This is a genomic window from Stenotrophomonas sp. 8(2023), assembly GCF_030345295.1.
Classification (GTDB): domain Bacteria; phylum Pseudomonadota; class Gammaproteobacteria; order Xanthomonadales; family Xanthomonadaceae; genus Stenotrophomonas; species Stenotrophomonas muris.
On sequence record NZ_CP128404.1, the window covers coordinates 1,557,750 to 1,578,586 of the forward strand.

At 64.4% G+C, this 20,837-nt stretch carries 28 protein-coding genes and 5 tRNA genes; 16 read left to right on the forward strand and 17 right to left on the reverse strand.

Annotated features, from left to right (window positions below):
- Window positions 1-15: 15 nt before the first annotated feature.
- The 8 genes from pgsA (at window position 16) to QP609_RS07225 (ending at window position 7,021) form a co-directional block, all read left to right on the forward strand.
- On the forward strand, window positions 16-642 hold the full coding sequence (gene pgsA / locus QP609_RS07190; protein ID WP_012510614.1) for a CDP-diacylglycerol--glycerol-3-phosphate 3-phosphatidyltransferase: 627 nt from the start codon (window positions 16-18) through the stop codon (window positions 640-642).
- A gap of 249 nt (window positions 643-891) precedes the next feature.
- Window positions 892-967: transfer RNA gene (locus QP609_RS07195), tRNA-Gly, on the forward strand.
- Between the two features lie 139 nt (window positions 968-1,106).
- On the forward strand, window positions 1,107-2,213 hold the full coding sequence (locus QP609_RS07200) for an NAD(P)/FAD-dependent oxidoreductase (protein ID WP_197621237.1): 1,107 nt from the start codon (window positions 1,107-1,109) through the stop codon (window positions 2,211-2,213).
- A gap of 114 nt (window positions 2,214-2,327) precedes the next feature.
- A tRNA-Gly gene (locus tag QP609_RS07205) sits at window positions 2,328-2,403 on the forward strand.
- 368 nt (window positions 2,404-2,771) lie between these two features.
- On the forward strand, window positions 2,772-4,235 hold the full coding sequence (locus QP609_RS07210) for an efflux transporter outer membrane subunit (protein WP_032959318.1): 1,464 nt from the start codon (window positions 2,772-2,774) through the stop codon (window positions 4,233-4,235).
- Window positions 4,232-5,371 carry an ABC transporter permease gene (locus QP609_RS07215; protein WP_032959316.1) on the forward strand — a complete coding sequence of 380 codons (1,140 nt, stop codon included), beginning with the start codon at window positions 4,232-4,234 and terminating at the stop codon, window positions 5,369-5,371. The genes QP609_RS07210 and QP609_RS07215 overlap by 4 nt, the downstream gene beginning before the upstream one ends.
- 10 nt (window positions 5,372-5,381) lie before the next feature.
- Window positions 5,382-6,110: an ABC transporter ATP-binding protein gene (locus tag QP609_RS07220; RefSeq protein ID WP_032959314.1), complete on the forward strand. Its 729-nt coding sequence runs from the start codon at window positions 5,382-5,384 to the stop codon at window positions 6,108-6,110.
- Window positions 6,107-7,021 carry an HlyD family efflux transporter periplasmic adaptor subunit gene (locus QP609_RS07225; RefSeq protein WP_075075705.1) on the forward strand — a complete coding sequence of 305 codons (915 nt, stop codon included), beginning with the start codon at window positions 6,107-6,109 and terminating at the stop codon, window positions 7,019-7,021. The genes QP609_RS07220 and QP609_RS07225 overlap by 4 nt, the downstream gene beginning before the upstream one ends.
- A gap of 2 nt (window positions 7,022-7,023) precedes the next feature.
- Here the strand turns inward: QP609_RS07225 and QP609_RS07230 are convergent, their stop codons facing one another.
- Both QP609_RS07230 and QP609_RS07235 read right to left on the reverse strand, forming a co-directional pair.
- Entirely contained in the window at window positions 7,024-7,473 is a 450-nt protein-coding gene (locus tag QP609_RS07230; protein WP_014646638.1) for a hypothetical protein, read from the reverse strand.
- Complete coding sequence (locus QP609_RS07235; RefSeq protein WP_046429875.1) at window positions 7,466-7,867, reverse strand: hypothetical protein; 402 nt, start codon at window positions 7,865-7,867, stop codon at window positions 7,466-7,468. The genes QP609_RS07230 and QP609_RS07235 overlap by 8 nt, the downstream gene beginning before the upstream one ends.
- Window positions 7,868-7,997: 130 nt before the next feature.
- On the opposite strand from QP609_RS07235, the gene QP609_RS07240 reads away from it, so the two are divergent.
- The 4 genes from QP609_RS07240 (at window position 7,998) to QP609_RS07255 (ending at window position 9,708) form a co-directional block, all read left to right on the forward strand.
- Window positions 7,998-8,073: transfer RNA gene (locus QP609_RS07240), tRNA-Gly, on the forward strand.
- Window positions 8,074-8,215: 142 nt separating this feature from the next.
- Window positions 8,216-8,291, forward strand: a tRNA-Gly gene (locus tag QP609_RS07245).
- A gap of 66 nt (window positions 8,292-8,357) precedes the next feature.
- Window positions 8,358-8,431 (forward strand) — tRNA-Cys (locus tag QP609_RS07250).
- A 161-nt stretch (window positions 8,432-8,592) separates the two neighbouring features.
- A complete protein-coding gene (locus QP609_RS07255; protein WP_289213884.1) occupies window positions 8,593-9,708 on the forward strand; it encodes a site-specific integrase in 1,116 nt (371 codons plus the stop codon).
- Here QP609_RS07255 and QP609_RS07260 read toward each other — a convergent pair.
- The 3 genes from QP609_RS07260 to QP609_RS07270 all read right to left on the reverse strand — a co-directional run bounded on the left by QP609_RS07260 (window position 9,696) and on the right by QP609_RS07270 (window position 12,290).
- Window positions 9,696-9,977, reverse strand: coding sequence for a hypothetical protein (locus QP609_RS07260; RefSeq protein ID WP_155761159.1), 282 nt, complete (start codon window positions 9,975-9,977; stop codon window positions 9,696-9,698). The genes QP609_RS07255 and QP609_RS07260 overlap by 13 nt on opposite strands.
- A 55-nt stretch (window positions 9,978-10,032) precedes the next feature.
- On the reverse strand, window positions 10,033-10,719 hold the full coding sequence (locus tag QP609_RS07265) for a hypothetical protein (protein WP_289213885.1): 687 nt from the start codon (window positions 10,717-10,719) through the stop codon (window positions 10,033-10,035).
- A gap of 209 nt (window positions 10,720-10,928) precedes the next feature.
- Window positions 10,929-12,290 (reverse strand): DNA cytosine methyltransferase, encoded by a 1,362-nt coding sequence (locus tag QP609_RS07270; protein ID WP_289213886.1) that lies wholly within the window; start codon window positions 12,288-12,290, stop codon window positions 10,929-10,931.
- Between the two features lie 80 nt (window positions 12,291-12,370).
- Here QP609_RS07270 and QP609_RS07275 point away from each other — a divergent pair, with 80 nt between their 5' ends.
- Entirely contained in the window at window positions 12,371-13,063 is a 693-nt protein-coding gene (locus tag QP609_RS07275; RefSeq protein ID WP_289213887.1) for a hypothetical protein, read from the forward strand.
- Between the two features lie 136 nt (window positions 13,064-13,199).
- Here QP609_RS07275 and QP609_RS07280 read toward each other — a convergent pair whose 3' ends face one another.
- The 9 genes from QP609_RS07280 to QP609_RS07320 form a co-directional block, all read right to left on the reverse strand.
- Complete coding sequence (locus tag QP609_RS07280; protein ID WP_289213888.1) at window positions 13,200-13,898, reverse strand: hypothetical protein; 699 nt, start codon at window positions 13,896-13,898, stop codon at window positions 13,200-13,202.
- Window positions 13,895-14,287 (reverse strand): hypothetical protein, encoded by a 393-nt coding sequence (locus tag QP609_RS07285; protein WP_289213889.1) that lies wholly within the window; start codon window positions 14,285-14,287, stop codon window positions 13,895-13,897. The genes QP609_RS07280 and QP609_RS07285 overlap by 4 nt, the downstream gene beginning before the upstream one ends.
- A 7-nt stretch (window positions 14,288-14,294) precedes the next feature.
- The gene (locus tag QP609_RS07290; RefSeq protein ID WP_289213890.1) at window positions 14,295-14,783 is read right to left on the reverse strand and encodes a hypothetical protein; all 489 of its coding nucleotides are present in this window, start codon (window positions 14,781-14,783) and stop codon (window positions 14,295-14,297) included.
- Window positions 14,780-15,019: a hypothetical protein gene (locus tag QP609_RS07295; protein ID WP_289213891.1), complete on the reverse strand. Its 240-nt coding sequence runs from the start codon at window positions 15,017-15,019 to the stop codon at window positions 14,780-14,782. Before QP609_RS07295 ends, QP609_RS07290 begins: the two co-directional genes overlap by 4 nt.
- Entirely contained in the window at window positions 15,016-15,342 is a 327-nt protein-coding gene (locus tag QP609_RS07300; protein ID WP_289213892.1) for a hypothetical protein, read from the reverse strand. The genes QP609_RS07295 and QP609_RS07300 overlap by 4 nt, the downstream gene beginning before the upstream one ends.
- A complete protein-coding gene (locus QP609_RS07305) occupies window positions 15,339-15,611 on the reverse strand; it encodes a hypothetical protein (protein WP_289213893.1) in 273 nt (90 codons plus the stop codon). The genes QP609_RS07300 and QP609_RS07305 overlap by 4 nt, the downstream gene beginning before the upstream one ends.
- Before the next feature lie 338 nt (window positions 15,612-15,949).
- The gene (locus tag QP609_RS07310; protein WP_289213894.1) at window positions 15,950-16,099 is read right to left on the reverse strand and encodes a hypothetical protein; all 150 of its coding nucleotides are present in this window, start codon (window positions 16,097-16,099) and stop codon (window positions 15,950-15,952) included.
- A complete protein-coding gene (locus tag QP609_RS07315; RefSeq protein WP_134808701.1) occupies window positions 16,096-16,344 on the reverse strand; it encodes a hypothetical protein in 249 nt (82 codons plus the stop codon). The genes QP609_RS07310 and QP609_RS07315 overlap by 4 nt, the downstream gene beginning before the upstream one ends.
- Window positions 16,341-16,565: a hypothetical protein gene (locus QP609_RS07320; RefSeq protein WP_014646649.1), complete on the reverse strand. Its 225-nt coding sequence runs from the start codon at window positions 16,563-16,565 to the stop codon at window positions 16,341-16,343. The genes QP609_RS07315 and QP609_RS07320 overlap by 4 nt, the downstream gene beginning before the upstream one ends.
- 261 nt (window positions 16,566-16,826) lie before the next feature.
- Here QP609_RS07320 and QP609_RS07325 point away from each other — a divergent pair, with 261 nt between their 5' ends.
- The gene (locus QP609_RS07325; protein ID WP_289214012.1) at window positions 16,827-17,351 is read left to right on the forward strand and encodes a DUF4124 domain-containing protein; all 525 of its coding nucleotides are present in this window, start codon (window positions 16,827-16,829) and stop codon (window positions 17,349-17,351) included.
- A gap of 39 nt (window positions 17,352-17,390) precedes the next feature.
- Here QP609_RS07325 and QP609_RS07330 read toward each other — a convergent pair whose 3' ends face one another.
- The 3 genes from QP609_RS07330 to QP609_RS07340 all read right to left on the reverse strand — a co-directional run bounded on the left by QP609_RS07330 (window position 17,391) and on the right by QP609_RS07340 (window position 18,687).
- Window positions 17,391-17,705 carry a hypothetical protein gene (locus tag QP609_RS07330; protein ID WP_239504091.1) on the reverse strand — a complete coding sequence of 105 codons (315 nt, stop codon included), beginning with the start codon at window positions 17,703-17,705 and terminating at the stop codon, window positions 17,391-17,393.
- Window positions 17,677-18,231 (reverse strand): hypothetical protein, encoded by a 555-nt coding sequence (locus QP609_RS07335; protein ID WP_289213895.1) that lies wholly within the window; start codon window positions 18,229-18,231, stop codon window positions 17,677-17,679. Before QP609_RS07335 ends, QP609_RS07330 begins: the two co-directional genes overlap by 29 nt.
- A gap of 225 nt (window positions 18,232-18,456) precedes the next feature.
- On the reverse strand, window positions 18,457-18,687 hold the full coding sequence (locus QP609_RS07340) for a hypothetical protein (RefSeq protein ID WP_289213896.1): 231 nt from the start codon (window positions 18,685-18,687) through the stop codon (window positions 18,457-18,459).
- Window positions 18,688-18,806: 119 nt separating this feature from the next.
- Here QP609_RS07340 and QP609_RS07345 point away from each other — a divergent pair, with 119 nt between their 5' ends.
- Both QP609_RS07345 and QP609_RS07350 read left to right on the forward strand, forming a co-directional pair.
- Entirely contained in the window at window positions 18,807-19,286 is a 480-nt protein-coding gene (locus tag QP609_RS07345) for a hypothetical protein (RefSeq protein WP_289213897.1), read from the forward strand.
- 425 nt (window positions 19,287-19,711) lie between these two features.
- Entirely contained in the window at window positions 19,712-20,773 is a 1,062-nt protein-coding gene (locus QP609_RS07350; protein WP_289213898.1) for a CHC2 zinc finger domain-containing protein, read from the forward strand.
- Window positions 20,774-20,837: the final 64 nt, after the last annotated feature.

A 20,837-nucleotide genomic window follows, 5' to 3' on the forward strand; every position in this document is an offset into this window, starting at 1 on the left:
GAGAAGCACGCAAGCATGAAGTTGACCCTGCCCACCTGGCTGACGTTGTTGCGGATCGTGATGATCCCGGTGCTGGTGCTGGTGTTCTACCTGCCCTACACCTGGACCAACTTCGCTTCGGCGGCGATCTTCGGCCTGGCCGCGATCACCGACTGGCTCGATGGCTGGATCGCACGCCGTTACCAGCTGGAGTCGGCCTTTGGCGCCTTCCTCGACCCGGTCGCGGACAAGCTGATGGTGGCGGTGGCGCTGTTCCTGATCGTGCAGGGTCATCCGACGCCGTGGATGGCGTTCTGGGCGGCGGTCATCGTCGGCCGCGAGATCGCGGTGTCGGCGCTGCGCGAATGGATGGCCGAGCTGGGCCAGCGCGCGAAGGTGCGCGTGGCGATGATCGGCAAGGTCAAGACCACCGCGCAGATGGTCGCGCTGTTGTGCCTGCTGTATTCGGTGGCCCCGAACGTGCCGGTGGAAGACATCTGGATGGGCTGGCCGGTGTTCCATATCGGCGACTGGACCCTGGCCATTGCCGCCGTGCTGACCCTGTGGTCGGGCCTGCAGTACCTGCACGCCGCCTGGCCGAGCCTGCGCGACGATGAGCGCGCTGCGCGCGAGCGTGCGCGGCAGAAGAAGCTGGGCAACTGAGCCCGGGGTCTGAGCCCCGGGGTCGGATCCCTTTCCGAAGGAAAGGGCTCTGACCCCATCGATGCGCCTATCCCCGCATGGCGTGGACCTACTGGAAATGCTGCGTCCACGGATGGTGCGGATCCATCAGTTTGCGGGGATGCCGTGGTAGATCCACGCCATGCATGGATACGCGGTGCAAGGCGCCTCGCAGGCCCCGGAAAAACCGCTTGACGCCATCCTTGGAACAGGTAGAATTTCGCCTCCCAAGCGGGAATAGCTCAGTTGGTAGAGCGCAACCTTGCCAAGGTTGAGGTCGCGAGTTCGAGTCTCGTTTCCCGCTCCAGATTCAAGAAGAACGCTCCCGGAAGCGAGCGTTTTTTCGTTTGTGTGCAGGGCACTTCATCCCTGCTTCACCGCCACCCCATCGCCTCACCACGCGTGCTCGCGAAGCTGTATCTCCGTTCCAGCCCGGCGATGCCGCGATGCCTCATCAATCCTCTGCTTACGACCACGATGTGGTCATCGTCGGCGCCAGTTTCGCCGGTGCCGCCTGCGCCTTGGCCGCCGCGCAGTACGGTCTGCGCGTCTGCGTGCTGGAACGCAAGGTCGACCCCGGCGAGCGCCTGCACACCACCGGTATCGTGGTGAAAGAAGCGATGGAGGAGACCTGGCTGGGGCGCATGCCCGAACATCTGGTGGACCGGGTCGCAAACGTGCGCCTGTATGCGCCGAACCTTCGCAGCGTGTTGCTGGCCGCACCGGGCTATTACTTCCTCACCACCGATACGCCGAACCTGATGCGCTGGCTGGCCAGCGAGCTGCATGCGAACGGCGTCGACCTGCGCCTGCAGCAGTCCTTCACCGACGCCCATCGCAGTGGTGACAGCTGGCAGGTGGATGGGGCAGGGCGATGCGCCTATCTGGTTGGCGCTGACGGCGCACGCTCACGCGTGGCACAACGCACCGGGCTTGGCCAGGTGCGTGACAACCTCTACGGCGTCGAGCGTGAGTTCGCCGGCCTGCAGGTGTCGCAGGGCGATGCACTGCATTGCTTCGTCAGCAAGCGCCACGCACCGGGCTACATCGGCTGGGTCGCGCAGAATCCGACCGGGCTGCAGGTCGGGTTGGCAGTGCGCCATGATCCGGACCGGGTGCGGCCGCCAGATATCGATGGTTTCCTTGAGCATGTGCGCGATGTGGTCGGCATTCCGCCTTCGGCGCGTCCCTCGGCCACCCGCGCCGGCTTGGTCCCGTGCGGCCGGCCGGATGGGCCCTTCACCGGCCAACGCGTGATCCTGACCGGCGACGCGGCAGGCATCGTCTCGCCGCTGTCCGCCGGCGGCATCCACTCCTCGTGGCGGCACGGCTGGGCGGTCGGCGAGGCGATTTCCCGCCATCTGCGTGGGCAAGGGCCGGAAGCGGAACGGGTGGCGCGGCAGGTGGCGCCGGCATTCCACGGCAAGCGCCTGCTGCGCTGGGCGATGGACCATCTGCAGGCCGACTGGCCGCTCAACGCACTGCTGCACACGGGGGCCACGCGGCGCATCGCCGAGCAGGTCTACTTCCACCGCCGTGGCCTGCGAACCTGAGGTGTCGGTCCTGAGGGCCTGAACGCCTCCCGCAATGCCGGTGAAAATTCCTGTTGACGCCGTGCAGCAATATCGACACAATAGCGCTCCTTCGACGCAGGTCGAACGGAATCTGCGGGAATAGCTCAGTTGGTAGAGCGCAACCTTGCCAAGGTTGAGGTCGCGAGTTCGAGTCTCGTTTCCCGCTCCAGATTCAAGAAAAACGCTCCCGCAAGGGGGCGTTTTTCGTTTGTCATGACGTTGGCCAGGCGGGTCGCTACAGGCGGGCCACGACATTTTCATGGTGGGCGTGGTAAGTCTGCAGCTGGGGGCGATTCCGACATTGGTGTCGCAATCGGCATGACGGGGGGGCGCAGCGATCGTGGGGACGATCGGAAGCACCTGGCACGAGGGGCTGCAACAGACGCAATGACCTGGAATCCGCACCAGTGTTCCGCCTGCTGCAGGCACTGAAAGGCTGGCGAAAGGCCTGCGCCGGCGTTGCCTGAACCGCACGCGTGCTGTGACCTTTTTCGGACCATTTCTCCATGTTCGCTCCACAATCGCACGGTAGCCTTCATGCTCCTTCTACACGTTGGCGGGCTGGTGGTCAGGCGTATCACTTCAGTGGCAGTGCCCAGGACGGGGCGCGGACTCTCCCTGCAGGCAGTGCTGCGACCCGGCGCGCTGCTCGCAAGTCTCGCATTGGCGGGCTGCATGTCGGTGCCGGTTCCGGATCTGCCTGATCGCACGCCCAGCACCTGGACCCAGGTGCCGCAGGGCCAAGGCGTGGCGGTGGACGCCAAACAGTGGTGGAAAGTGTTGTCCGACCCAGCGCTGGATGGACTGGTCGATCAGGCCATCGCCGGCAACCTCGACCTGCAGCAGGCCACGCTGCGCCTGCAGGCCGTGCGGATTGTCGCCGGCACGTCCGATTCGCGCTTCCTGCCGGAAATCACGGCCAGCGCCAAGCAGGTGCAGGATGCCGCTGCGGTCGACACCTACTTCCACGCGGGTATCGAAGCGATCTGGGACCTGGGCCTGTTCGGCGCCGCCGAGAGCGCGCAGTTGAGCGCGCAGGCGTCGGCCGGCAACGCCGAGGCGCTGCGTGGTGCCGCGCAGGTCGCGGTGATCGCCGACGTGGTGCGCAGCTATCTGGATCTGACCGTGGCGCAGGCCCAGCAGGACCTGTTGGCCCGCCAGCAGGCGGTGGACGATCGCGGCGAACAGTTGGCCCTGGTACGCCAGCGCCTGCGCCTTGATGAGCCCGGCGAACTTGATCGCCTGCGTGCACGTCAGGCCGCCACCCGCGCGGCCACGGCACAGGCACGGGAAAACGCGGACAACGCTGCCCGTGCGTTGGCTTTGCTGCTGGGACGCGATGGCCCGGACCCGGCCTGGCGTGCCTATCGCACGCCGCCGACGCTGGGTGCGTTCTCGCTGCAGCAGGTCCCGGCCGATCTGCTGCGCCATCGGCCGCAGATCCTGCTGGCCGAATCGGAGGTGATGCAGGCTGCTGCCAGCAAGGGTTCGGCACGCGCCGCGATGTATCCGCGTGTCAGCCTCGGTGGCTCCATCCTGTACGCCTACAACCTCACCCAGAACGCCCGCTCCAATTCCGATTCGAGCCCGTCCATCGGCCCGTACATCGATATTCCGCTGTGGGACTGGGGCCAGCGCCGCGCACGCTTCCATGCCGATGAAAAGCAGCTGGATGCCGCCTTGCTGGGTTACCGCAAGGCGGTGCTGGAAGGCGTGAGCGAAGTGGAAGGCGCGCTCGGCAGCCTGGCGCGCCAGGACAGCAGCATCCAGTCGCTGCGCGCGGCCGATGATGCCGCCGGGCAACAGGTCAAGCGGCAGGCGCGGCAGGTGCAGTTGGGGCTGTCCAGCGAATTCGATGGGCTTGACGGACAGCGTGCGGCACTCGCCGCGCAGGCCGACCTGATCGGTGCACAGGGTGCGCGCGTGCTGGCCTTTGCGTCGCTCTACCGCGCCCTCGGTGGTGCTCCGTTGCCTGTCGAGGGTGAGGGCGAATCGCAATGATCGCGCTGGCCCGCAAGACCCTGGCTTATGAGTGGCGCCGGTTCCTGCCGGTGGTGCTGGCGATGTGCTTCGCCGGTGTGCTGTTGATCGTGCAGGCGGCACTGGTGCTGGGCATCTTCGGTACCGCTGCGATCTACGTGAAAGCGTCCTCGGCCGACATCTGGGCCGGCTTCCCCGGCACCCAGAGCGTCAACTACGGCCATGCGATCAGCGCCGACGTCGAAAGCCACCTGCGCATGGACCCGGATGTCACCCGCGTCGAACCCTACGAGTGGGTCGATGGCGAATGGCGCTCGGGTGCGCAGGGTACCGGCAACGTGTCGGTGTACCTGTCCGGCATCTCCACCGGCGATGACGCAATGATGTTCGCGCGCATCCTGCCTGCCGACCTGCGCGCGCAGCTGCGCGAGCCGGGGGCGGTGATCGTCGACAGCGCCGACCTGGATACGCTCGGCGTGGACCTGCAGAGCAACCGTGCATGGATCAATGGCAAGGCGGTGCGTGTGGTCGCCGCGCAACCGGGCCTGCGTGGCCTCGGTGGCGTCAACGTGCTGGCCTCGCTGGATACCGCGCGTGCCATCGCCGGTACCGATCCGCACGAGGGCAGCACCTATTTCGTGGCGGGCCTGCGCTCGCCGGACTTGGCCGACCGCGTGCGCGACCGCCTCGCTGCGTCGATGGGCCAGGCCACGCCGGTCGAGTTCTGGACCGCGCCGGCGTTCGCCAGCCGTTCGCAGCAGTACTGGTTGTTCGACACCGGCGCCGGCATCGCGGTGCTGTTCATGGCGGTCATCGTCTGCTTCGTCGGCGCGGTGATCACCAACCAGTCGTTCGCCTCGGTGGTGGCTGGTTCGGTGCGCGAGTACGCCACGCTCAACGCGCTCGGCGCAGGTCGCTACGCGCTGGCACGGGTGGTATTCGAGCAGGCATTGCTGATCGGTGGCGTGGGCATGTTGCTGGCGGCGGCGTTCAGTACCGTCGTGCTGTTGATCGCACAGTCCCAGCGCGTGCCGGTGCAGCTGACGCCGATGGTCATCATCGGCTGCGTGGCGCTGGTCGCGGTGATGGCCATGCTGTCGAGCATCATGGCGGTACGCAGTGTGGTCCGCTCCGATCCATCGTTGCTGCTGCGTTGAGGACCGGCCGATGACCTCCAAACATGCCGTCGCTCCCACGTTGCAGGCCGACGCACTGGAAAAAGGCTTCATGTCCGGCGATGTACAGGTGCCGGTGCTGCGCGGCCTGTCGCTGGACATCTATCCGGGCGAGTTGACCCTGGTCTCGGGCCCTTCGGGGTGCGGCAAGAGCACGCTGCTGTCGCTGCTGTCCGGCCTGTCCGCGCCGGATGGCGGTCGCGTGCACGCGCTGGGCCAGGACGTGGGCCACATGACCCGCGGCGAGGTGGAGCGCTTCCGCCTGCACCATGTCGGCTTCGTGTTCCAGGGCTTCAACCTGTTCCCGGCACTGACTGCGCTGGAGCAGGTGCAGCTGCCGCTGGGCTACCGCGGCATGCGCAATCGCGAAAGCGAGCCGCTGGCGCGCAAGGCGCTGGAAGAAGTGGGCCTCAGCCACCGCAGCCACATGCGCCCGGCGCAGTTGTCCGGCGGTGAGAAGCAGCGTGTGGCCGTCGCCCGTGCCTTCGCCAAGTCGCCGACACTGATCTTCGCCGACGAACCCACCAGCGCGCTGGACGCCGAGAACGGCCAGCGCGTGATCGACATCCTGCATCGCTACGCACGTGCGCATGGCGCCACCGTGCTGTGCGTGAGCCACGATCCGCGCCTGATCCGGCATGCCGATCGGGTGATCGCCATGGAAGACGGCATGGTCCGTGATGACCGCCGCCAGAACGAAACCGTAGAGTCCGCCCCATGACCAAGACGTCGCACCTGCTTCCCCTCAGCCTGGTACTGTCCGCGGCACTGCTGCTTTGCGCCTGTTCCAGGGACGCGCCCGCCCAGGCACCTGCAGGTAAAGCCAGCACTGCCACCGCCGGCAAGGTTGCGGTGGCGCGCGGCATCATCGATGTCGAGGGTGGCCTGATCGCGCTGGCGCCGCCGGTGGATGGTTCGATCACCGCCGCGCTGGTGAAGGAGGGCGCCACGGTGAAGAAGGGGCAGCTTCTGCTGTCGCTGGACGGTGCGCTGCTGCAGCAGGAAGTGGCGATGGCCACCGCTGATCTCGCACTGGCCAATGACCGCCTGAAGGGCAGCCAGGCGCAGCTGCGCGAACTGGAGCGCAATGCCACCCGCCTGTCCACGGGTGCGAGCGAAGGCGTGTCGTCCAACCAGCAGGCCGATGCGGCCAAGCAGCAGCTGGCTGGCGTACGCGCCGATGTCGACGTGGCCGGTGCGCAGGTCGACATGGCCCAGCACAAGCTGGAACACGCCAGGCTGAAACTGCAGCAGATGTCGCTGAGCGCGCCGGAAGCCGGCACCGTGGTCAGCCAGGTGCCGGGCCTCGGCGCCTTCGTGCAGGCCGGCAAGCCGGCGATATCACTGCTGCCGGCGCGCCCGCTGCAGGTACGTGCCGAACTCAGCGCGGCCTACGCCGATGCCGTGCAGGTGGGCATGAGGGCCACCGTGGTGCCAGACAGCGATGGTGCCGAGAACGCCAGCACGCTGCCGCCCGCACGCGTGGTACGCATCAGCCCGGTGTTCGCGCAGGCTCGCCTGCCTGAAGACGCGGGGCGTGGCGTGGCCAAGGTGGTGGAGTGCGTGCTGGAGTTCGATGGCGAGGCCAAGGCGCGCTTCGGCCAGCATGTGCGGGTGGAGTTCCGGAAGTAGGCCTAGTGCTGCAACGGGGGCGCATCCGCGCGCCCTCGACGCCTGAACGCCCGCCACGCGCTCACCGCCGATACCATGCACAGCGCCAGCAGCAGGCCCACGTCCAACAGCAGCAGCCACAGCAGATGCATGCCTTGTACCGGCGGCTGATGCATCGCCGACAGCATCCACGGCACCGACCACAGCAGCAGAAGGGCGAAGGCGATCAGCAGGCGCAGCCACAGGCGTTTCAGTCTCCACGGCCGCACGATCAAGGCGGCTACCACCAGTTCGACCGTGCCCAGCAACGCGAAGACGATGACGGTGCTGGTCGGGTAGGGCAGTTCGGCGCCTTCCAGGTGGTGCAGCAGCCAGTAGTCCGGAGTGAAGCCGGCATTGACCAGTGCGGCGATCAGCGCCAGCCAGGTCAGCGCGACCAGCAGCCAGAACAGGCGGATGTAACGTCTAGGCATCGGTGGTGTCCGTGGTGTAGCGGGAGGTTGCCCGCGACGAATAGCGCAGGCTTGCGGCGATTGCGGCCAGTGCCAGCAGGCCAGGTCCAACGGTGAAGTACACCAGGCGCAGCGGATGGTCGTGCATCAGCGTCCAGCTGGCGAACGCCAGCGGCGCCGCCAGCACCAGCAGCTTGGCGAACAATGGCCGCAACACTGCGATCAGCAGTTGGGCGCCAATGAACATCCAGAACAGATGGAACTGGGCGATGCCCAGGCCGATGTCGCGATGGGCGGTGAAGCCGAAATGGTCGCGATACCAGTTCATTCCCAGCGGAATCAGTGCCCAGTACAGCAGCGCCACCAGCAGATGCAGCAGCAGGGCGATCAACAAGGGTTTGCCGCGGAGGAACATGGGCGCATGGGGCTGGGCGGGGCAGCGTACCCCACTGCGGACGCCCGTGACCGCATGATGTGAAGACTGTTGACGGCGTGAAGGAATTTGGACACAATAGCGCTCCTTCGACGCAGGTCGAACGGAATCTGCGGGAATAGCTCAGTTGGTAGAGCGCAACCTTGCCAAGGTTGAGGTCGCGAGTTCGAGTCTCGTTTCCCGCTCCAGATTCTACAGGGCCCCGGCAGGGGCCTTGTTTTTCTCCCGCCACGGCAAGGCGGGGCACGTTGAGCCGCAAGGCTTTGCGCGCAGTCAGAAAGGTGAAATCGCTGGTGTGTTTTCCGGATTTCCGGTAGCATGTCGGCTTACGCGGGAATAGCTCAGTTGGTAGAGCGCAACCTTGCCAAGGTTGAGGTCGCGAGTTCGAGTCTCGTTTCCCGCTCCATGTTCCGACAGGCCCCATCATGGGGTTTTGTCTTGTCAGGGTTCCGTTCCTGGCGCGCAGTACGTTGGCCTCATGGCAGAGTGGCTATGCACCGGATTGCAAATCCGTTTACAGCGGTTCGATTCCGCTTGAGGCCTCCAAATAAAGCCCTGATTTATCAGGGCTTTTTCTTTGCCTGACGTTTGGCAGTCCTAGCCAAAATCCCCTGATTCGGCTCTGAAATCATCGGTCTGCCACCCGTTTCCGGGTGGCAAACTCGCGTTAACATGTGCCGAGTGCGTTTACGTGAGTTTGAGCAGGGATGGCAACCAAGCGACGCCGGGGCGACTCCTGGCAGTACACGATCAAGCGGGCGGGGCTGCTGCCGCAGCCTGTCTATCTGAGCTTCGCCTCGGAGGCGGAGGGCGACGAGTACGTGCGCCGCCTCGAGGCGCTGCTCGACCGTGGGGTGGTGCCGGAGGAGCTGACCAACACCAAGGCGGCGGCGAAGGACCTACGCAGCCAGGTCAGCGAATATCGGAGCGCGCAGCACATCTCGGTCGATGACGAGCAGCTGCTGCCCGTTCTGCTCTCGCGCCTGCCAATCGGCATCACCTTGCCGCAGCTGACTTTTACGTGGGCGACCGAGTGGGTCACGGCAATGAAGCGTGAGCAGAACCTCGCGCCTTCGACCATCCGGCACTACGTGGGTGCCCTGTCGCGCGCCCTGGACTGGCTGGCTGCGCATGGCGCGCTGCCAATGAATCCATTGCGGCTTCTGCCACGTGGCTATTCGACGTACACGGCCGACGACAAGGTAGCTGTGAAGCGCATCGACGGTGAAGCGAAAACTGACCAGGAGCGCGATCGCCGTCTGGAACCTGGTGAGGAAGAACGCATCCGCGAGATCCTAGCCGGCGCAAAGCCTCCGGGGCGGCAGCGGCCGCTCGATCTGCCGCAGCGGGAGGCGTTGATTCTGATGTTCGACATGGCGCTGGAAACGGCCATGCGCATGCGGGAAATCTACACGCTAGAGCGCAGCCAGCTCGATGTGGCGCGGCGCACGATCTTCTTGGACAAGACAAAGAACGGGAGCAAGCGTCAGGTGCCCATGACCTCGGTACTGCTGGCGAAGCTTGCGGCGTATGAGAGTGACTACGATGGCCGGTTATTCCCGTTCTGGGCGGGCGAGCGTAGCCCGCTGGCCCTACGGCGAGTATCGAGCAAGTTGTCGCGCCAGTTCGAGCGCATCTTCGTCGCGGCCGGATGCGCGGATCTGGGCTTTCACGATCTACGTCACGAAGCGACGAGCCGACTGTACGAAAAAACCACACTGACGGACATCAAGATCGCGAGCATCACTGGGCATCGCGATCCGCGTCAGCTGAAAAGGTATGCCAACCTGCGTGCTTCCGATTTGGCTGATCAGCTCTGGTGATCGGCCTGCTCATAGGCGCGGAGGTCCGGAAGCTTCGTGCGGCGGGACTTGCTTGCACGTCTAGTCGGCAGTGATTCGGGCGTGTTGGCTGCAGGCCGGTTCCCGATGGCCGACTTCTTGCGCTCGGCAGCTTGCCTGCGCCCTTCCGAGCGCAGAAAGTCGATCAGGTCCTCTCGGAGCATGACCGTGTGCTTCTGGTTCAAGCGCACAGCGGGCACCTCCCCCTTGTCCACCAAGTCTTTCATCGCCTCTAGGCCAAGCCGCAGCATCCTTGCGGCTCCTTCCAGGCCCAAGGTGTCGTCGTGCTCTTCCGGTGATAGTTGGCTACGCCGCATCGCGGGCCTCGGATGCAATCAAGCATGCTTCCTGTATTTGGCAGGCGCGTGAGAAGATCGCCATACTCAGGTTGATGCCCGCGTAACGGGCAAGGAAGATTACGTGTCTTGGAGCGATGGCATCTTGGAGTGTCAGGTACTGAGTAGCACGTGCGTCATCGACTGGCCGGCTGTCGTCAGTGGAGCGGTCGGCTTGGTAACTGTGGTCGTTGCGGTGCTCGCTTGGAGGACTTCGCAGCGCGCTGCCCAAATTGCGCGGTTTCAGCACGCTGATTCTGTCAGGCTTCGAAAAGAGGATGCCCGCATTATCGGTCGGCTGCTGCTGCACGAGGTCACAGCATTGCCCGCGCGGCTTAGTTCTTTGCTTCCTTTGATCGATTCCGCTGTAGTCCCAAGCGAGCCAGTAAAGGTCTTGAGCACGCGCGCGCTCGATACTCTTCTCCGAGAGTGCTCGTTCCCTATGCTTCCGGGGAGCGAGAGAGTGGAAGGCCGCATCCATAATCTTCCTGACAGCTTGGGTGCTGATCTGGCAACTCTGATCGGCAACAGCCGTACATTGAATGACATGGTCCGGCTTATGGCTGCAAGAACTATAGAGCTCCACCCTGACAGCGCTCCGGAGCGAAGGGTTCGCTACGTAGGCAGGCCAGGAGACTTCCAACTCCTCAAGGATCATTTGATCTTCTTCAAGGGGCTTAGCATCGAGTACGCGAACCGGTTCCGTGATTTTGTAGGAATGCCAGCTGAGGACTACACGCCGTACGAGTGACAGTGTCTCTTGACTATTGGTGTGCGGGACACTGGCTGTTCCGATCCTGGGCAATCTGCTGCGCAAGGAAAAGCTCGTACTCCTCGGCATTCTCTGGCGAGCGACGTTCAAGTTCATTAGAGGGCCTCGGCGGAGGCTGTTGAGGCATGGTGAGCAGCGAATATCTGCGCGCCAATCCACTGGATGACAGTGACCGCGAAGCTGTTGCCCAGCATCTTGTAGCGGGGGCCATCTGCCATGGGCTTCCCCTTGGCGTTCGGCGTCAGCGTCCAGTCGTCAGGGACGCCCTGCAGACGCTCGCACTCGCGCGGGGTGAGGCGGCGGACCTGGTTGGGCATGTATCCAACGGCTTGCACCTCGGCGCGCGCCTCGATCGTGTATGCGTGATCAGCTTGCACGCCGACACCGTCCGGGCCGCTGGCCGGGTTGACTCTGGTCGCGCCGGCTTGGATAGCGTAAGCCACGGCTGCATGGCCGCCGCCGTGCGCGGCGCGCAGGGTGCCGGGGACGTCTCCGATCGACATTTCGGTATCACCTGCCGCCTTGCAGTCGAAGGCGATCAGCGGGGTGCCGCGGCCGGTGCCGTCATCGCTGCCGTCGAATCCGCCGGCACGCAGCGTGTGCGCCACCGGCTGGACAAGGAACGTCTCCACTTCGAAGTCGATGCGCATGCCTTTCGCGGTGAGGCATGCCGCCACCTCAATCTCCCCGCTGATGCGGCCGCCGCCGTATCCGAGAGTGTGCTGGATCAGGCCGTTTCCGCCGTCGCACTCTGCTCGCATCCCTGGGCCGCTACTGCTTCCAGTGCCAGCCGTAAGGGTGCTGGTAATTCCTTCCCCCTGGCCTCGGCGCGGCGCAGAATCCCCGCGCAGGCTGTCGGGCTCAAGAAGTACCGGCGGTCGATCGGTCCAGTTTCCAGTATCGAGGACAGCGAACACGCGGCGGCGCCGCTGCGCCAGTCCGAACCACTGCGCATCCAGCACGCTCCATTCGACGAGCCCGTGCTGACCGACTGCCATGCCTTCGCTGGCCCAGCCATCGCGGGGGACAGTGAGGTCGCATCCTGCCATTTCACCAACCACCACAGCAAAATCTCGGCCGTCGTTGCTGCTGAAGGCTCCGGGAACGTTCTCCCACCAGAGCCAGCGGGCCCCGCAAAAATGTCGAGCTGCATGGAAAATCCTCAGTTGGTGGTGGAACAGGGAAGAGCGGGCGCCACCGAGGCCCGCACGGCGCCCCGCGATGGACAGGTCCTGGCACGGGCTGCCGCCAATCACTGCATCGATAGGGCCAAGCGCGGCGATCTGCTCGTCGGTGATTTCTGTGACGCTTCCAAGGTTCGGCACGTTAGGCAGGCGATGCCGCAGCACCGCGCACGCCGCGGGGTCTATCTCGAAAACGGCTACGCATTCCCAGCCCCTGGCATCGAGCGCAAGGTGGGCGGCTTCCAAGCCCGAGAAGAGCGAGAGGTACTTCATCGGGCATAATCCGACATGCCGGCAGGACGCCGGACGTACCGCAAAACTGGCGGCGCGTAACCGATGAATCGAGGCCGAACATGTCTACCGACGCTCAAACGCTCCAGTGGATTACTTATCAGACTTTCGCGATTGTTGCCCAGGCCGTGGTCGCAGTGGGAACGATAATTGTTGCAATCTGGCTGGGGCGCAAGCAATCCAAGGAGGCTCTGATGGTGGCGAAAAACCAGTTGGAGACTCAGGACAAACTTGCGAAGCAGCAGCATGACGCCACGCTCGAGCTGTCGCACGAGCAGCACAAACGAACCGTTGAGCTGTCGCACGAGCAGCACATACGAACCGTTGAGCTCATGCGCGATGAGTGGAAGCGCGCTGATGAACAGCGAGAAGCGGAGCGATTGAAGGAGCGAGATAGCTTGTTGGCGCTTCTGTCCAACTTCTCGAAAGCGCTTGATGCCCTGCTCTTTGCGGTAGATAACCCTGAGACCTTTAATGAAGCTGGCCAGCGTGTTGTTCAGAATGGCGCGATTTCGTTGGCAACGGCGATCGACAACGTAAAGAGAGAAGGACGCTTCGCGCTCCAGCTGTTGAACGAAGTTGGCCCTGTTCTGTCGAAAACCGTTACGGGTGTATTGGTGACTGCGCGACTGAACGCTGCTTTTGCGGAAGCGGCGAACGCTAGTTCGAATGTGGATGCCAACTACCCGGCCCGCGTAGCAACATGGGCTATTAAGGTCAGCGACGAATACGAGGCAGCAACGCGCCTGATCTAGCAGCTGAGTTCTGGTCAAATGAACGGATCCAATCAATGGGTTTGCTGACGTTTCTTTACGCGACGTGGAGTTGCGTTTGTTGAAGCGCTGTCGCCATTCTTGAACCTGAGAGACGGAGCGAAGCGCGCCGGACCGGTTAGCCATGTGCGGCCTGCTTCAGTGCCAATGCCGCGACTGCCAGCGGTCGCACGAACCAGGCTGCGAGGCCGTCCTCGGTCTCGCCCAGCCACACGAGACGCCAGTCCTCGCCGGGTGCCGTCGGATTCCAGTCGTGCAGTTCCTGCGCCGCGCTGAGGACTCCAGATCCGATGCCTTCTTCGGAGAATTCGCCCTCAATCACGACCAGGTCGAAACCCTGCGCGAGGAACAACGGCCGCAACGACACCTCGCGACCGTCAGCCCACATTGGCACATCCGGATGGCACGGGATCTCGCCGTCGGCGTTGCGCGCGGAGAGGCGACTCGGGTGGTACAGGCCGCGCCACGGGTCCGCAGGATCGATGACAGTGCGGCTCTGATTCCTGACCAGCTCCAGCAGTTCGTCGGCCTGCGCCAGCCGGGCGCGGGTCGTATCGCAGAGCGGCGTGTCGCCATCCTGCATGCTGCTGCGCAGGGTGGCGCGATAGGCGGTGACGGCGGTTTCGAATACGCGCAGATCCTGCAAGCGAGGCAGGCGGTGGTGCAGATCCCGCAGCGCGGTCTGGGCCTGGCCGAGGGTGATGGCCTTTGCCTGGTTGGGCAGCCACACAGCCTCGACAGCGAGCGCGCTGATCGTTTCGAATGCGTCGCGCAGAACGGGGCAGTTCGTGGGGAGAGTGGCAAGTTTCTCGGTCATCGGCGGGCCTGCTTGAATTGGGTGTCGGTGTTGACGAACGCGCCAGCGAGCGGCACTACCTGGGACGCTTGCTCGGCGCCAGCGGTGCGAAGGGGGAAGGGCGCGGCGTGGCGATAGCGGCGATTGGGGTCCGATGCGAACTTGCCGCCTTCGATGCGAATCACCTGGTACTCAGGGAAAGCCTCATCAGGAAGCACTTCGCGTGCTTCCTCGATCAGCGCGACAAAGCGCGCCTGCCACTCGACCGGCATCGACTGCAGGGTGCGTCGCGGCACCACGTGATAGGCGGCGCGGCTGAGGCCGAAGGCGTGCCAGACGGGGCCATCGGAATAGGTACTGCCGTGCCTGCCGGGTTCGGTGGCGGTTGCGGCGTGGGATTCGCTGCTCATGCGTGCCTCAGTCCATCTCATGGGCTGCCATGCGCTCTGCATAGCTGCCGTGGTTGGCGGTGTGCCGGCTCATCAGCGGGCGAAGTGGGGTGTGCCCGAGCACCTCGATGTGCCCGCCCGCCGCGAGGAAAGCCTCCAGGTCCTCGGCGAGCTGCTGCCGGTCGAGTTCCCGGTGTCGGATCGTGGTTGCTGCGTCACTGACGCCGGTGAGAGGACCTACCACGCAGGTTGGTCGCTCCCGCGCGGGTGCCGCACGCAGTGGTGCGATCGCATGTTGCGTGTGGCTGGATAGGCGCCAGATCCCGCGCACGCCCGAGCGGTGGCAGATGGCCTGGCCGCTGCGTGCCAACCCCTTCAACGTGTAGCCGATAGCCTGGTGCGTGCTGTTGATGCGGCCAGCGGTCTTGATCTGTTCGACCGTTGCGCCTTGCGGGAACATGGACAGGACCTTGCGCACTTCGGCGGCCCGGCCGATCTGTTGCGGGCGGGCGCTCATGCGCGGCCCTCCGCGAGCAGCTCGCGCATTGCCCAGCCGTGGTGCAGGACACGCGATGAGTGGTGAGCAACGGCATCGGGATTGTTGGTTAGGACGAGCGTGTCCTCCAGGGGATATGCGGTGTGGCCGTCCCAATCGTCCAGTACCTTACGCAGGCCAAAGTGCGTGCGCAGTTCCTGTGCGTTGGAGGTCTTGCCGCAGCGTTGCGGCCCGTAGATGACAACAGAACGGTTCATGCGGCGATTCCTCGCGTGCGGCGCGTAGCGCGGTTGTTGGGGGGGATCGAACGAACGCGCACGCCTTGGCGGTCGAGCCAGCGGTGCGCGGCCTGTGCAGCGAGTCGGTTGAGCGAGAACGAGACGCCGCCGAGCGTGAGCGAGTGCTGCGATACCCCCACGCTCCGGCTGGCGCTGGCGGCGACCTTCAGGAGCGACTCGCGCGGCGCGGCGGTGTAGAGGCCGGCCCATAGCCAGCCTTGGCACACCATCAGCACGAGCGACTCGCCCTGGTGGCCTGTGGCGAACTGCTGCTCGACAGGCAGTGTTGGCTGCGCGCTCATGCAGACAGCGCCACGTCACGGGCCTTGGCGAGCTCGGCCTCGGCGGCGGCGATGCCGATGGCGGTCAAGGTCGCCTTGCGTGGCAGCTGCGGGTCGTCGTACCTGATCAGCACGCGCTCATCCAGCCAGTTCATGACGCGGCGTGTGAACAGCTTCTCGGGGCGGTTGCGGGGCGCGAATCCGTTGGCGGTGCGGTGGAGGGTGAGGTCGGAAGCACCATGCGCTGCGAGCAACGCGGCTTTTTCCTTCGGCTTCAGTGGAGCGGCCATGGGCAGTTCTCCTGGTCAGGCAGCGATGGGCGTAGAAGGGGAGGCGGCGGCGATCTCGGCCAGGACCTCGCCCCGATGACGGGCGAGCAGGGAGATCGGGATGCGAAGGTGCGCGAGGCTCGGATCGGTCCAGCGCAGCTCGGCTAGCGCGGCCTTTTCCATCGGTACCGGACGCGTGGCGAGGCCACACCGGTGGCATTCGATGTGCAGCAGCGGTGGGCAAGGTGCGCCCAGGCGGTGTCCGGTCGGAGCGCCTTCAGTCACGACGATTTGCGGTCGATGGCCGGGTGCGCACAGGGGCACTGAGTCTGGAAGCGGGCGAGCGGTCTGTCGCATGGTCAGCCCCTCACCGAAGTGCTGAGCGCCCAGCGCGCCTTGGACGCATCGCGGTCTGTGTGCGCCTGGTGGATCTCGGCGATGCGCAGCGGCACGACAACTGCGGCCAACAGCGCGACGGCTGCCCAGGCGAGTCGGAGACGGCGGCTCATGCTGCGCCTCCGCCAATCTCTTGCCGCATTGCCCGCAGGCTTTTGACAGGAAGCGCTTCATCTAGGAGTTCGGCGCAGTCGGCGCATGCGTACTGCGCTCCGCCGCCGCCGTCGATGTCGATTCCAAGCACCCAGCCCTCGCGCCCGGCGAGATCCTCGCAGTCGTCAACGCTCTCAGCACCCGGGCTGTTCTCGTCACAGTTGAAGCACCACAGGTGATGATTCTTCGCTGCAAGCGCGCTCATGCCCGCACCTCCGCAGACATGTCGCGCGAGCAGGCTTCCAGCCGGAGGCTGGCGACGCCCATGCGCCGGGAGCGGCGCAGCTGGTTGCGGTTGTGTTCGCCCTTGCTGCGGACCCAGAGGGTTCGGGCGGTGCTGTGATCGCGTGCTGCCACGGCCCGCAGGGCCTTCACGGCCAACAGCGGCAGCAGGCAGGGGCTTGGGTCGGCGTAGCGATGGGACATGGCGCGCTCCTGTTCGAAGGAGGGCGCCGGCGGGTCAGGTGCCGAGGGGGCGGCTATTGCCGGCGAGGGGAGGGGCCGGGCAGGGTGGCGACCCGCCGGTCGCCCGCCGGCTGATGGCCGGCGGGGAAATTTATCCCACAGCTAAATTTGGATTGCAATAGCTGACAGCTAAATTATTGCGTGGGGCTGAAAATACGCCGGGCTCGCCTGATAATTCCTAGGCGTACAGGGGCCATGGAGGCCGACATGTGGAGCAGGTTGATGGTGCTAGGGGTTGCGCTTGCATGCGCGCCATGGGCTTCGGCCGAGGTGTTCAAGTGCAAAGGGAGGAGTGGCGAGACGGTCTACTCGCAGGCGCCATGTTCCGCAGATGCGGCCCCAATGAAGCTGCGGTCGAACCGCGCTGCCACGGAGAGTTCGGGCGAGGCTGCAAATCGCGCGGCGGTGTACCAAACGACAGAGCTTGCTGATGCAGGCATCGCCGAACGCAACTGTTTGTCCTCGGAGCAGAGCAGGATCTACGGCCCGGTCAACGCCCGGGGGCAGGATGTGTCGCGTCAGATCGCCGCGCTGAACCGTGAACTGGCCACGGCAAGGAACAACCTTGCCGGAGCCACTTATGCGTCTGGGGTACGGTCTCAGATTGCTAGCTTGCAGCAGGCCCAGACAGCTGACAGGATTTCTGCGGACAGCCAAATGGCCGAGGCAAGGAAGCGGTGCGGTGACGCTCGGGCTGAGCGAGAGCGAGCAACGCGGGAAAAATATTCGGGTGCCAGCACGCCGTAAGTGTGGGCGCTTTGCGCGCCCACTTGCCCTGGTTCAGGGTCACGCGTCCTGGATGGAAATGTCCCGGATGAAGCCAGCCTCATCCAACGGAACTCCGTCCATGCAGCATTCCCTCGCGGCTTCCATTTCTCGGTGCAGACGCACCAGCGCGTCGTTTTCAAGGCAGTCGATGCCTGGCGTGTTGAACGTTGCCTGATCGATCAAGCAACCCAGGTTGTAGTGATCGCGGAGCCAGCGGATACGCCGGAGGATGCTGTCTCGCGTCACGCCATCGATGGTAGATGGCCTAGGGTTCTCGACCAGACGCAGCTTGGGCCTTTGCCCATCACGCCTTGCGACGCGCTGAGCGATCACCTGGGCCAATGCTTCGAGTGTCCCCGCGGCTGGGGGCTCCTTCTTCTGCTTCTCCATCCTTCTCCCTGAGCCTTTGCGCAAGCGCCTTGCTGAAGTCGATCAGGTTGTCGGGCGTTACCGTTGCCTCACCTCGCTGATAGAGGTACTCGTAGGCATAAGCCAGCGGAGTACCGTCTTCTTCATTGCTGAAGTCATCAATTCCGAGGTTGGCGAAGGTTAGCCTCACAAGCCTAATCGCGGAGGCGATGATCTCAGGGTCGATTCGCAGATCCTGAGAACCAGCAGCGGCCCCAGCACCAGCGTCGTCGTCGGACCTCGGCTGGTCCAGCCAGCCATGGGTTAGCCCGGCCGCGCGTTCAATCTTGCGCGCGACGTCATCGCCCATCTTCTTGCCGTTCAATAGCTGGTTCAGATAGGAAGGCGCCATGTCCAGGTGGATGGCGATCGCTTTCTGCGTCCCCAATTGGGGTTTTAGCGTGGCGACCAGGGCCTGGAGGTTGAGGTGTCTGGCGGTGATGGCATCCATACGCCAAGCGTAGCTAGTAGCTAAACAGCGAAGTTGCGCTGGGCGCTTGACAACTGTGTTTAGCTCCGGGCTAAATACTTGCCCTATGGACCTACTCACCTTCATTTCGGACCCCGAACGTAAGCGGCGCCTCGCTGCCTTGACCGGCAGTTCTGAGGGATACCTGTGGCAGTGCGCGACCGGATGGAGGAACAAGAGGCCCAGCCCGCTCTTGGCGCGAAAGATTCAGCTCGCATCGGTCGAGATCGGCGTCGAGCTGGGTTGCGAGCCGTTGGCGCTCGCGGCAATCCGTCCCGACATTTGGCCGGCTGAAACCGCATGAGCACCTCGGGTGATATGAGCCAGGTTTGCGGGAGCAAACAGCACCGCGACGACTCCGCCGACGCCTGCTGCGGCGTCATAGGTGCGGACAGCGGTGAAGTGCATGCGCTGCGGGAAGCTGATGATCTCTGCCATGCGGTCAATCTTGCGCCCGCCGCAATCAGCTTTGCCACGATGATCGATGGCGCAATTCAGGGGGCCGTATGACCTGCCTTCGCTCTGACCTCTACTGGCGGGACGCGCTGCACAACGCAGTGACCCGCGCTCCTGGGGGTTTACAGGACGCGGCCGCGCACATTAGCAAACGCCGTGGCAAGTCGATCTCGGCGGAAACGCTGCGGAAGAAGCTCAGGGGCGTCGATGGCGAGTCCGTTTCGATGGAGATGGCTGAGATCCTGACGGACTACCTGCAGCTATTCGTCGGTACGCAGGAGATTGCAACTGACTGGGTCTGCTCCCTTGCGGGCCAATACGACCTGATGGTCGATTACGTGCCGCCGCCACCGCAGGGTGGTTGGCCCGATGAGCTGGCCGCAATCCAAGCGAAGCTGCTGGAGCTGCACAAGTTAACGGGGGCATTGGCTGGTGCAGGCATCGACGCGATAGCAGACCAACGTCTGAGCGTTGCCGAGGCTGATCGAATCCAAGACCTGTCGCGCGAGGTGCGCAAGCTCTGCTATCGCTTGGAGCGGAATGCGTGCCGCGCGGCTGGGCAGCAGGGGACGGAGGACTGACGTGGGTACGTACCACGCCGGTCGATCTCAGTATCGAAGGCGTGGCATAGCCAGCGCATCCGCGCGGCGAGCCATGGAGCTTGCGGCACTTGCGTTGACCGACGCAGTGCCGGGGCTAGTAGGTGATGAAGCATTGGCCGAGCGCGAGCGAATTCGCCAAGAAACCGAGCGTAGAGATAGCGCCCAGCGCCAGCTCGATGAAGGAGGTATCCGTTGGGTGTGAATCGATGTCTGCACCAGGCCCTGCTGATTGCACGTCAGCCACGGACAGAATGGCGCGTCCAGATCGACCAGGTACCTGAGACGTGCCAGGCGCCAGGGATCTGCACGGGTGGCGTTGGCTGTCGGCAGCGAATTGCCGAGTACCTGCGGGTGCAGTGGTGGATGATTGAGCGTCGCGAATCACAAGCCGCGAGGCGCCGCTGATGGCGAACGGTTCCGTAGACACCGATGCAATACGCGAGTCGGCAAACATCGCCGAAGTCATCGGCCGTTACGTCAAGCTCAGGCCAGCCGGTCGTGGGGAGTACAGCGGGCTATGTCCATTTCACGATGAGTCCTCGCCTAGCTTCACTGTCAACGAAGTCAAAGGCTTCTACCACTGCTTCGGCTGCGGCGCGCATGACGACGTGATCGGCTTCCTGGTGCATCACCTGCAGATCGGATTCCTTGAGGCATGTGCGCAGCTCAGTGGCGGTAAATTGGGCGTCGCGGCAGAGCGCGAGAAGCTCCCGAGCCAAGAGTCGTTGCGGGTGAAGTGGGTGCCTATCGTACCCGTGCCTGATGATGCGCCCGCATTGCTGACTGACAGCGGTTGGACGGTGCCCATTTGGAATCCCAAGCGCGACAAGCTCCGCAGGATGAAGCCGGCCAGAGTGTTTCCCTACCGCAACGCGGAAGGAAAGATCCTCGGGTACGTGCTGCGTTGTGAATTCATCGACCACGACAGCCGGAAGCTGAAGAAGTGGACGCCCCAAGTGACCTGGTGCGTCGGACCAGCCGGACAGAAGCAATGGTGCCTTGAGAGCTTTCCAGGGGCGCGGCCGCTGTATGGGCTGGATGCCCTGGCTGCGAAACCCGACGCGCCGGTGTTGATCCCAGAGGGAGAGAAGTGTCGGGACGTGGGGGCGCGCGCATTCCCTGGCTACGCGGCAATCAGCTGGTCGGGGGGAGGCAAGGCCGTCACGAAAGCGGACTGGTCGCCACTGGCGGGGCGGGACTGCGTGCTTTGGCCCGATGCGGACCTTCCTGGGCGGCAGGCAATGCTGGGGTGGAGGAACGACGCCAATCAGTTCAAGCCGGGGGTCGCCCAGCTGCTCAAGCGTGCAGGAGCGAGATCGATCCGCTTTGTGGATGTGACCGGCCAGCCCGATGGTTGGGACATCGCAGACGCGTTGGAGCGCGACGGCTGGACGCCTCGACAGCTTGCGGCTTGGGCCGCAAACCGCGTGGTTGACGTCGACGTGGTGGCTGCCAATGGCGCATGACAGGAGGCTGGAGGAGCGAGTGCTGCACTCCAATGCGAAGCTCGCCAGGGCATACCGAATCGCG

Excerpts from the sequence above, each read along its gene's own strand:
- pgsA (WP_012510614.1), top strand. The coding sequence starts at position 16 with ATGAAGTTGACCCTGCCCACCTGGCTGACGTTGTTGCGGATCGTGATG.
- QP609_RS07200 (WP_197621237.1), top strand. The coding sequence starts at position 1,107 with ATGCCTCATCAATCCTCTGCTTACGACCACGATGTGGTCATCGTCGGC.
- QP609_RS07210 (WP_032959318.1), top strand. The coding sequence starts at position 2,772 with ATGCTCCTTCTACACGTTGGCGGGCTGGTGGTCAGGCGTATCACTTCA.
- QP609_RS07215 (WP_032959316.1), top strand. The coding sequence starts at position 4,232 with ATGATCGCGCTGGCCCGCAAGACCCTGGCTTATGAGTGGCGCCGGTTC.
- QP609_RS07220 (WP_032959314.1), top strand. The coding sequence starts at position 5,382 with ATGACCTCCAAACATGCCGTCGCTCCCACGTTGCAGGCCGACGCACTG.
- QP609_RS07225 (WP_075075705.1), top strand. The coding sequence starts at position 6,107 with ATGACCAAGACGTCGCACCTGCTTCCCCTCAGCCTGGTACTGTCCGCG.
- QP609_RS07230 (WP_014646638.1), bottom strand. The coding sequence starts at position 7,473 with ATGCCTAGACGTTACATCCGCCTGTTCTGGCTGCTGGTCGCGCTGACC.
- QP609_RS07235 (WP_046429875.1), bottom strand. The coding sequence starts at position 7,867 with ATGTTCCTCCGCGGCAAACCCTTGTTGATCGCCCTGCTGCTGCATCTG.
- QP609_RS07255 (WP_289213884.1), top strand. The coding sequence starts at position 8,593 with ATGGCAACCAAGCGACGCCGGGGCGACTCCTGGCAGTACACGATCAAG.
- QP609_RS07260 (WP_155761159.1), bottom strand. The coding sequence starts at position 9,977 with ATGCTGCGGCTTGGCCTAGAGGCGATGAAAGACTTGGTGGACAAGGGG.
- QP609_RS07265 (WP_289213885.1), bottom strand. The coding sequence starts at position 10,719 with ATGATCCTTGAGGAGTTGGAAGTCTCCTGGCCTGCCTACGTAGCGAAC.
- QP609_RS07270 (WP_289213886.1), bottom strand. The coding sequence starts at position 12,290 with ATGAAGTACCTCTCGCTCTTCTCGGGCTTGGAAGCCGCCCACCTTGCG.
- QP609_RS07275 (WP_289213887.1), top strand. The coding sequence starts at position 12,371 with ATGTCTACCGACGCTCAAACGCTCCAGTGGATTACTTATCAGACTTTC.
- QP609_RS07280 (WP_289213888.1), bottom strand. The coding sequence starts at position 13,898 with ATGACCGAGAAACTTGCCACTCTCCCCACGAACTGCCCCGTTCTGCGC.
- QP609_RS07285 (WP_289213889.1), bottom strand. The coding sequence starts at position 14,287 with ATGAGCAGCGAATCCCACGCCGCAACCGCCACCGAACCCGGCAGGCAC.
- QP609_RS07290 (WP_289213890.1), bottom strand. The coding sequence starts at position 14,783 with ATGAGCGCCCGCCCGCAACAGATCGGCCGGGCCGCCGAAGTGCGCAAG.
- QP609_RS07295 (WP_289213891.1), bottom strand. The coding sequence starts at position 15,019 with ATGAACCGTTCTGTTGTCATCTACGGGCCGCAACGCTGCGGCAAGACC.
- QP609_RS07300 (WP_289213892.1), bottom strand. The coding sequence starts at position 15,342 with ATGAGCGCGCAGCCAACACTGCCTGTCGAGCAGCAGTTCGCCACAGGC.
- QP609_RS07305 (WP_289213893.1), bottom strand. The coding sequence starts at position 15,611 with ATGGCCGCTCCACTGAAGCCGAAGGAAAAAGCCGCGTTGCTCGCAGCG.
- QP609_RS07310 (WP_289213894.1), bottom strand. The coding sequence starts at position 16,099 with ATGAGCCGCCGTCTCCGACTCGCCTGGGCAGCCGTCGCGCTGTTGGCC.
- QP609_RS07315 (WP_134808701.1), bottom strand. The coding sequence starts at position 16,344 with ATGAGCGCGCTTGCAGCGAAGAATCATCACCTGTGGTGCTTCAACTGT.
- QP609_RS07320 (WP_014646649.1), bottom strand. The coding sequence starts at position 16,565 with ATGTCCCATCGCTACGCCGACCCAAGCCCCTGCCTGCTGCCGCTGTTG.
- QP609_RS07325 (WP_289214012.1), top strand. The coding sequence starts at position 16,827 with ATGGTGCTAGGGGTTGCGCTTGCATGCGCGCCATGGGCTTCGGCCGAG.
- QP609_RS07335 (WP_289213895.1), bottom strand. The coding sequence starts at position 18,231 with ATGGATGCCATCACCGCCAGACACCTCAACCTCCAGGCCCTGGTCGCC.
- QP609_RS07340 (WP_289213896.1), bottom strand. The coding sequence starts at position 18,687 with ATGGCAGAGATCATCAGCTTCCCGCAGCGCATGCACTTCACCGCTGTC.
- QP609_RS07350 (WP_289213898.1), top strand. The coding sequence starts at position 19,712 with ATGGCGAACGGTTCCGTAGACACCGATGCAATACGCGAGTCGGCAAAC.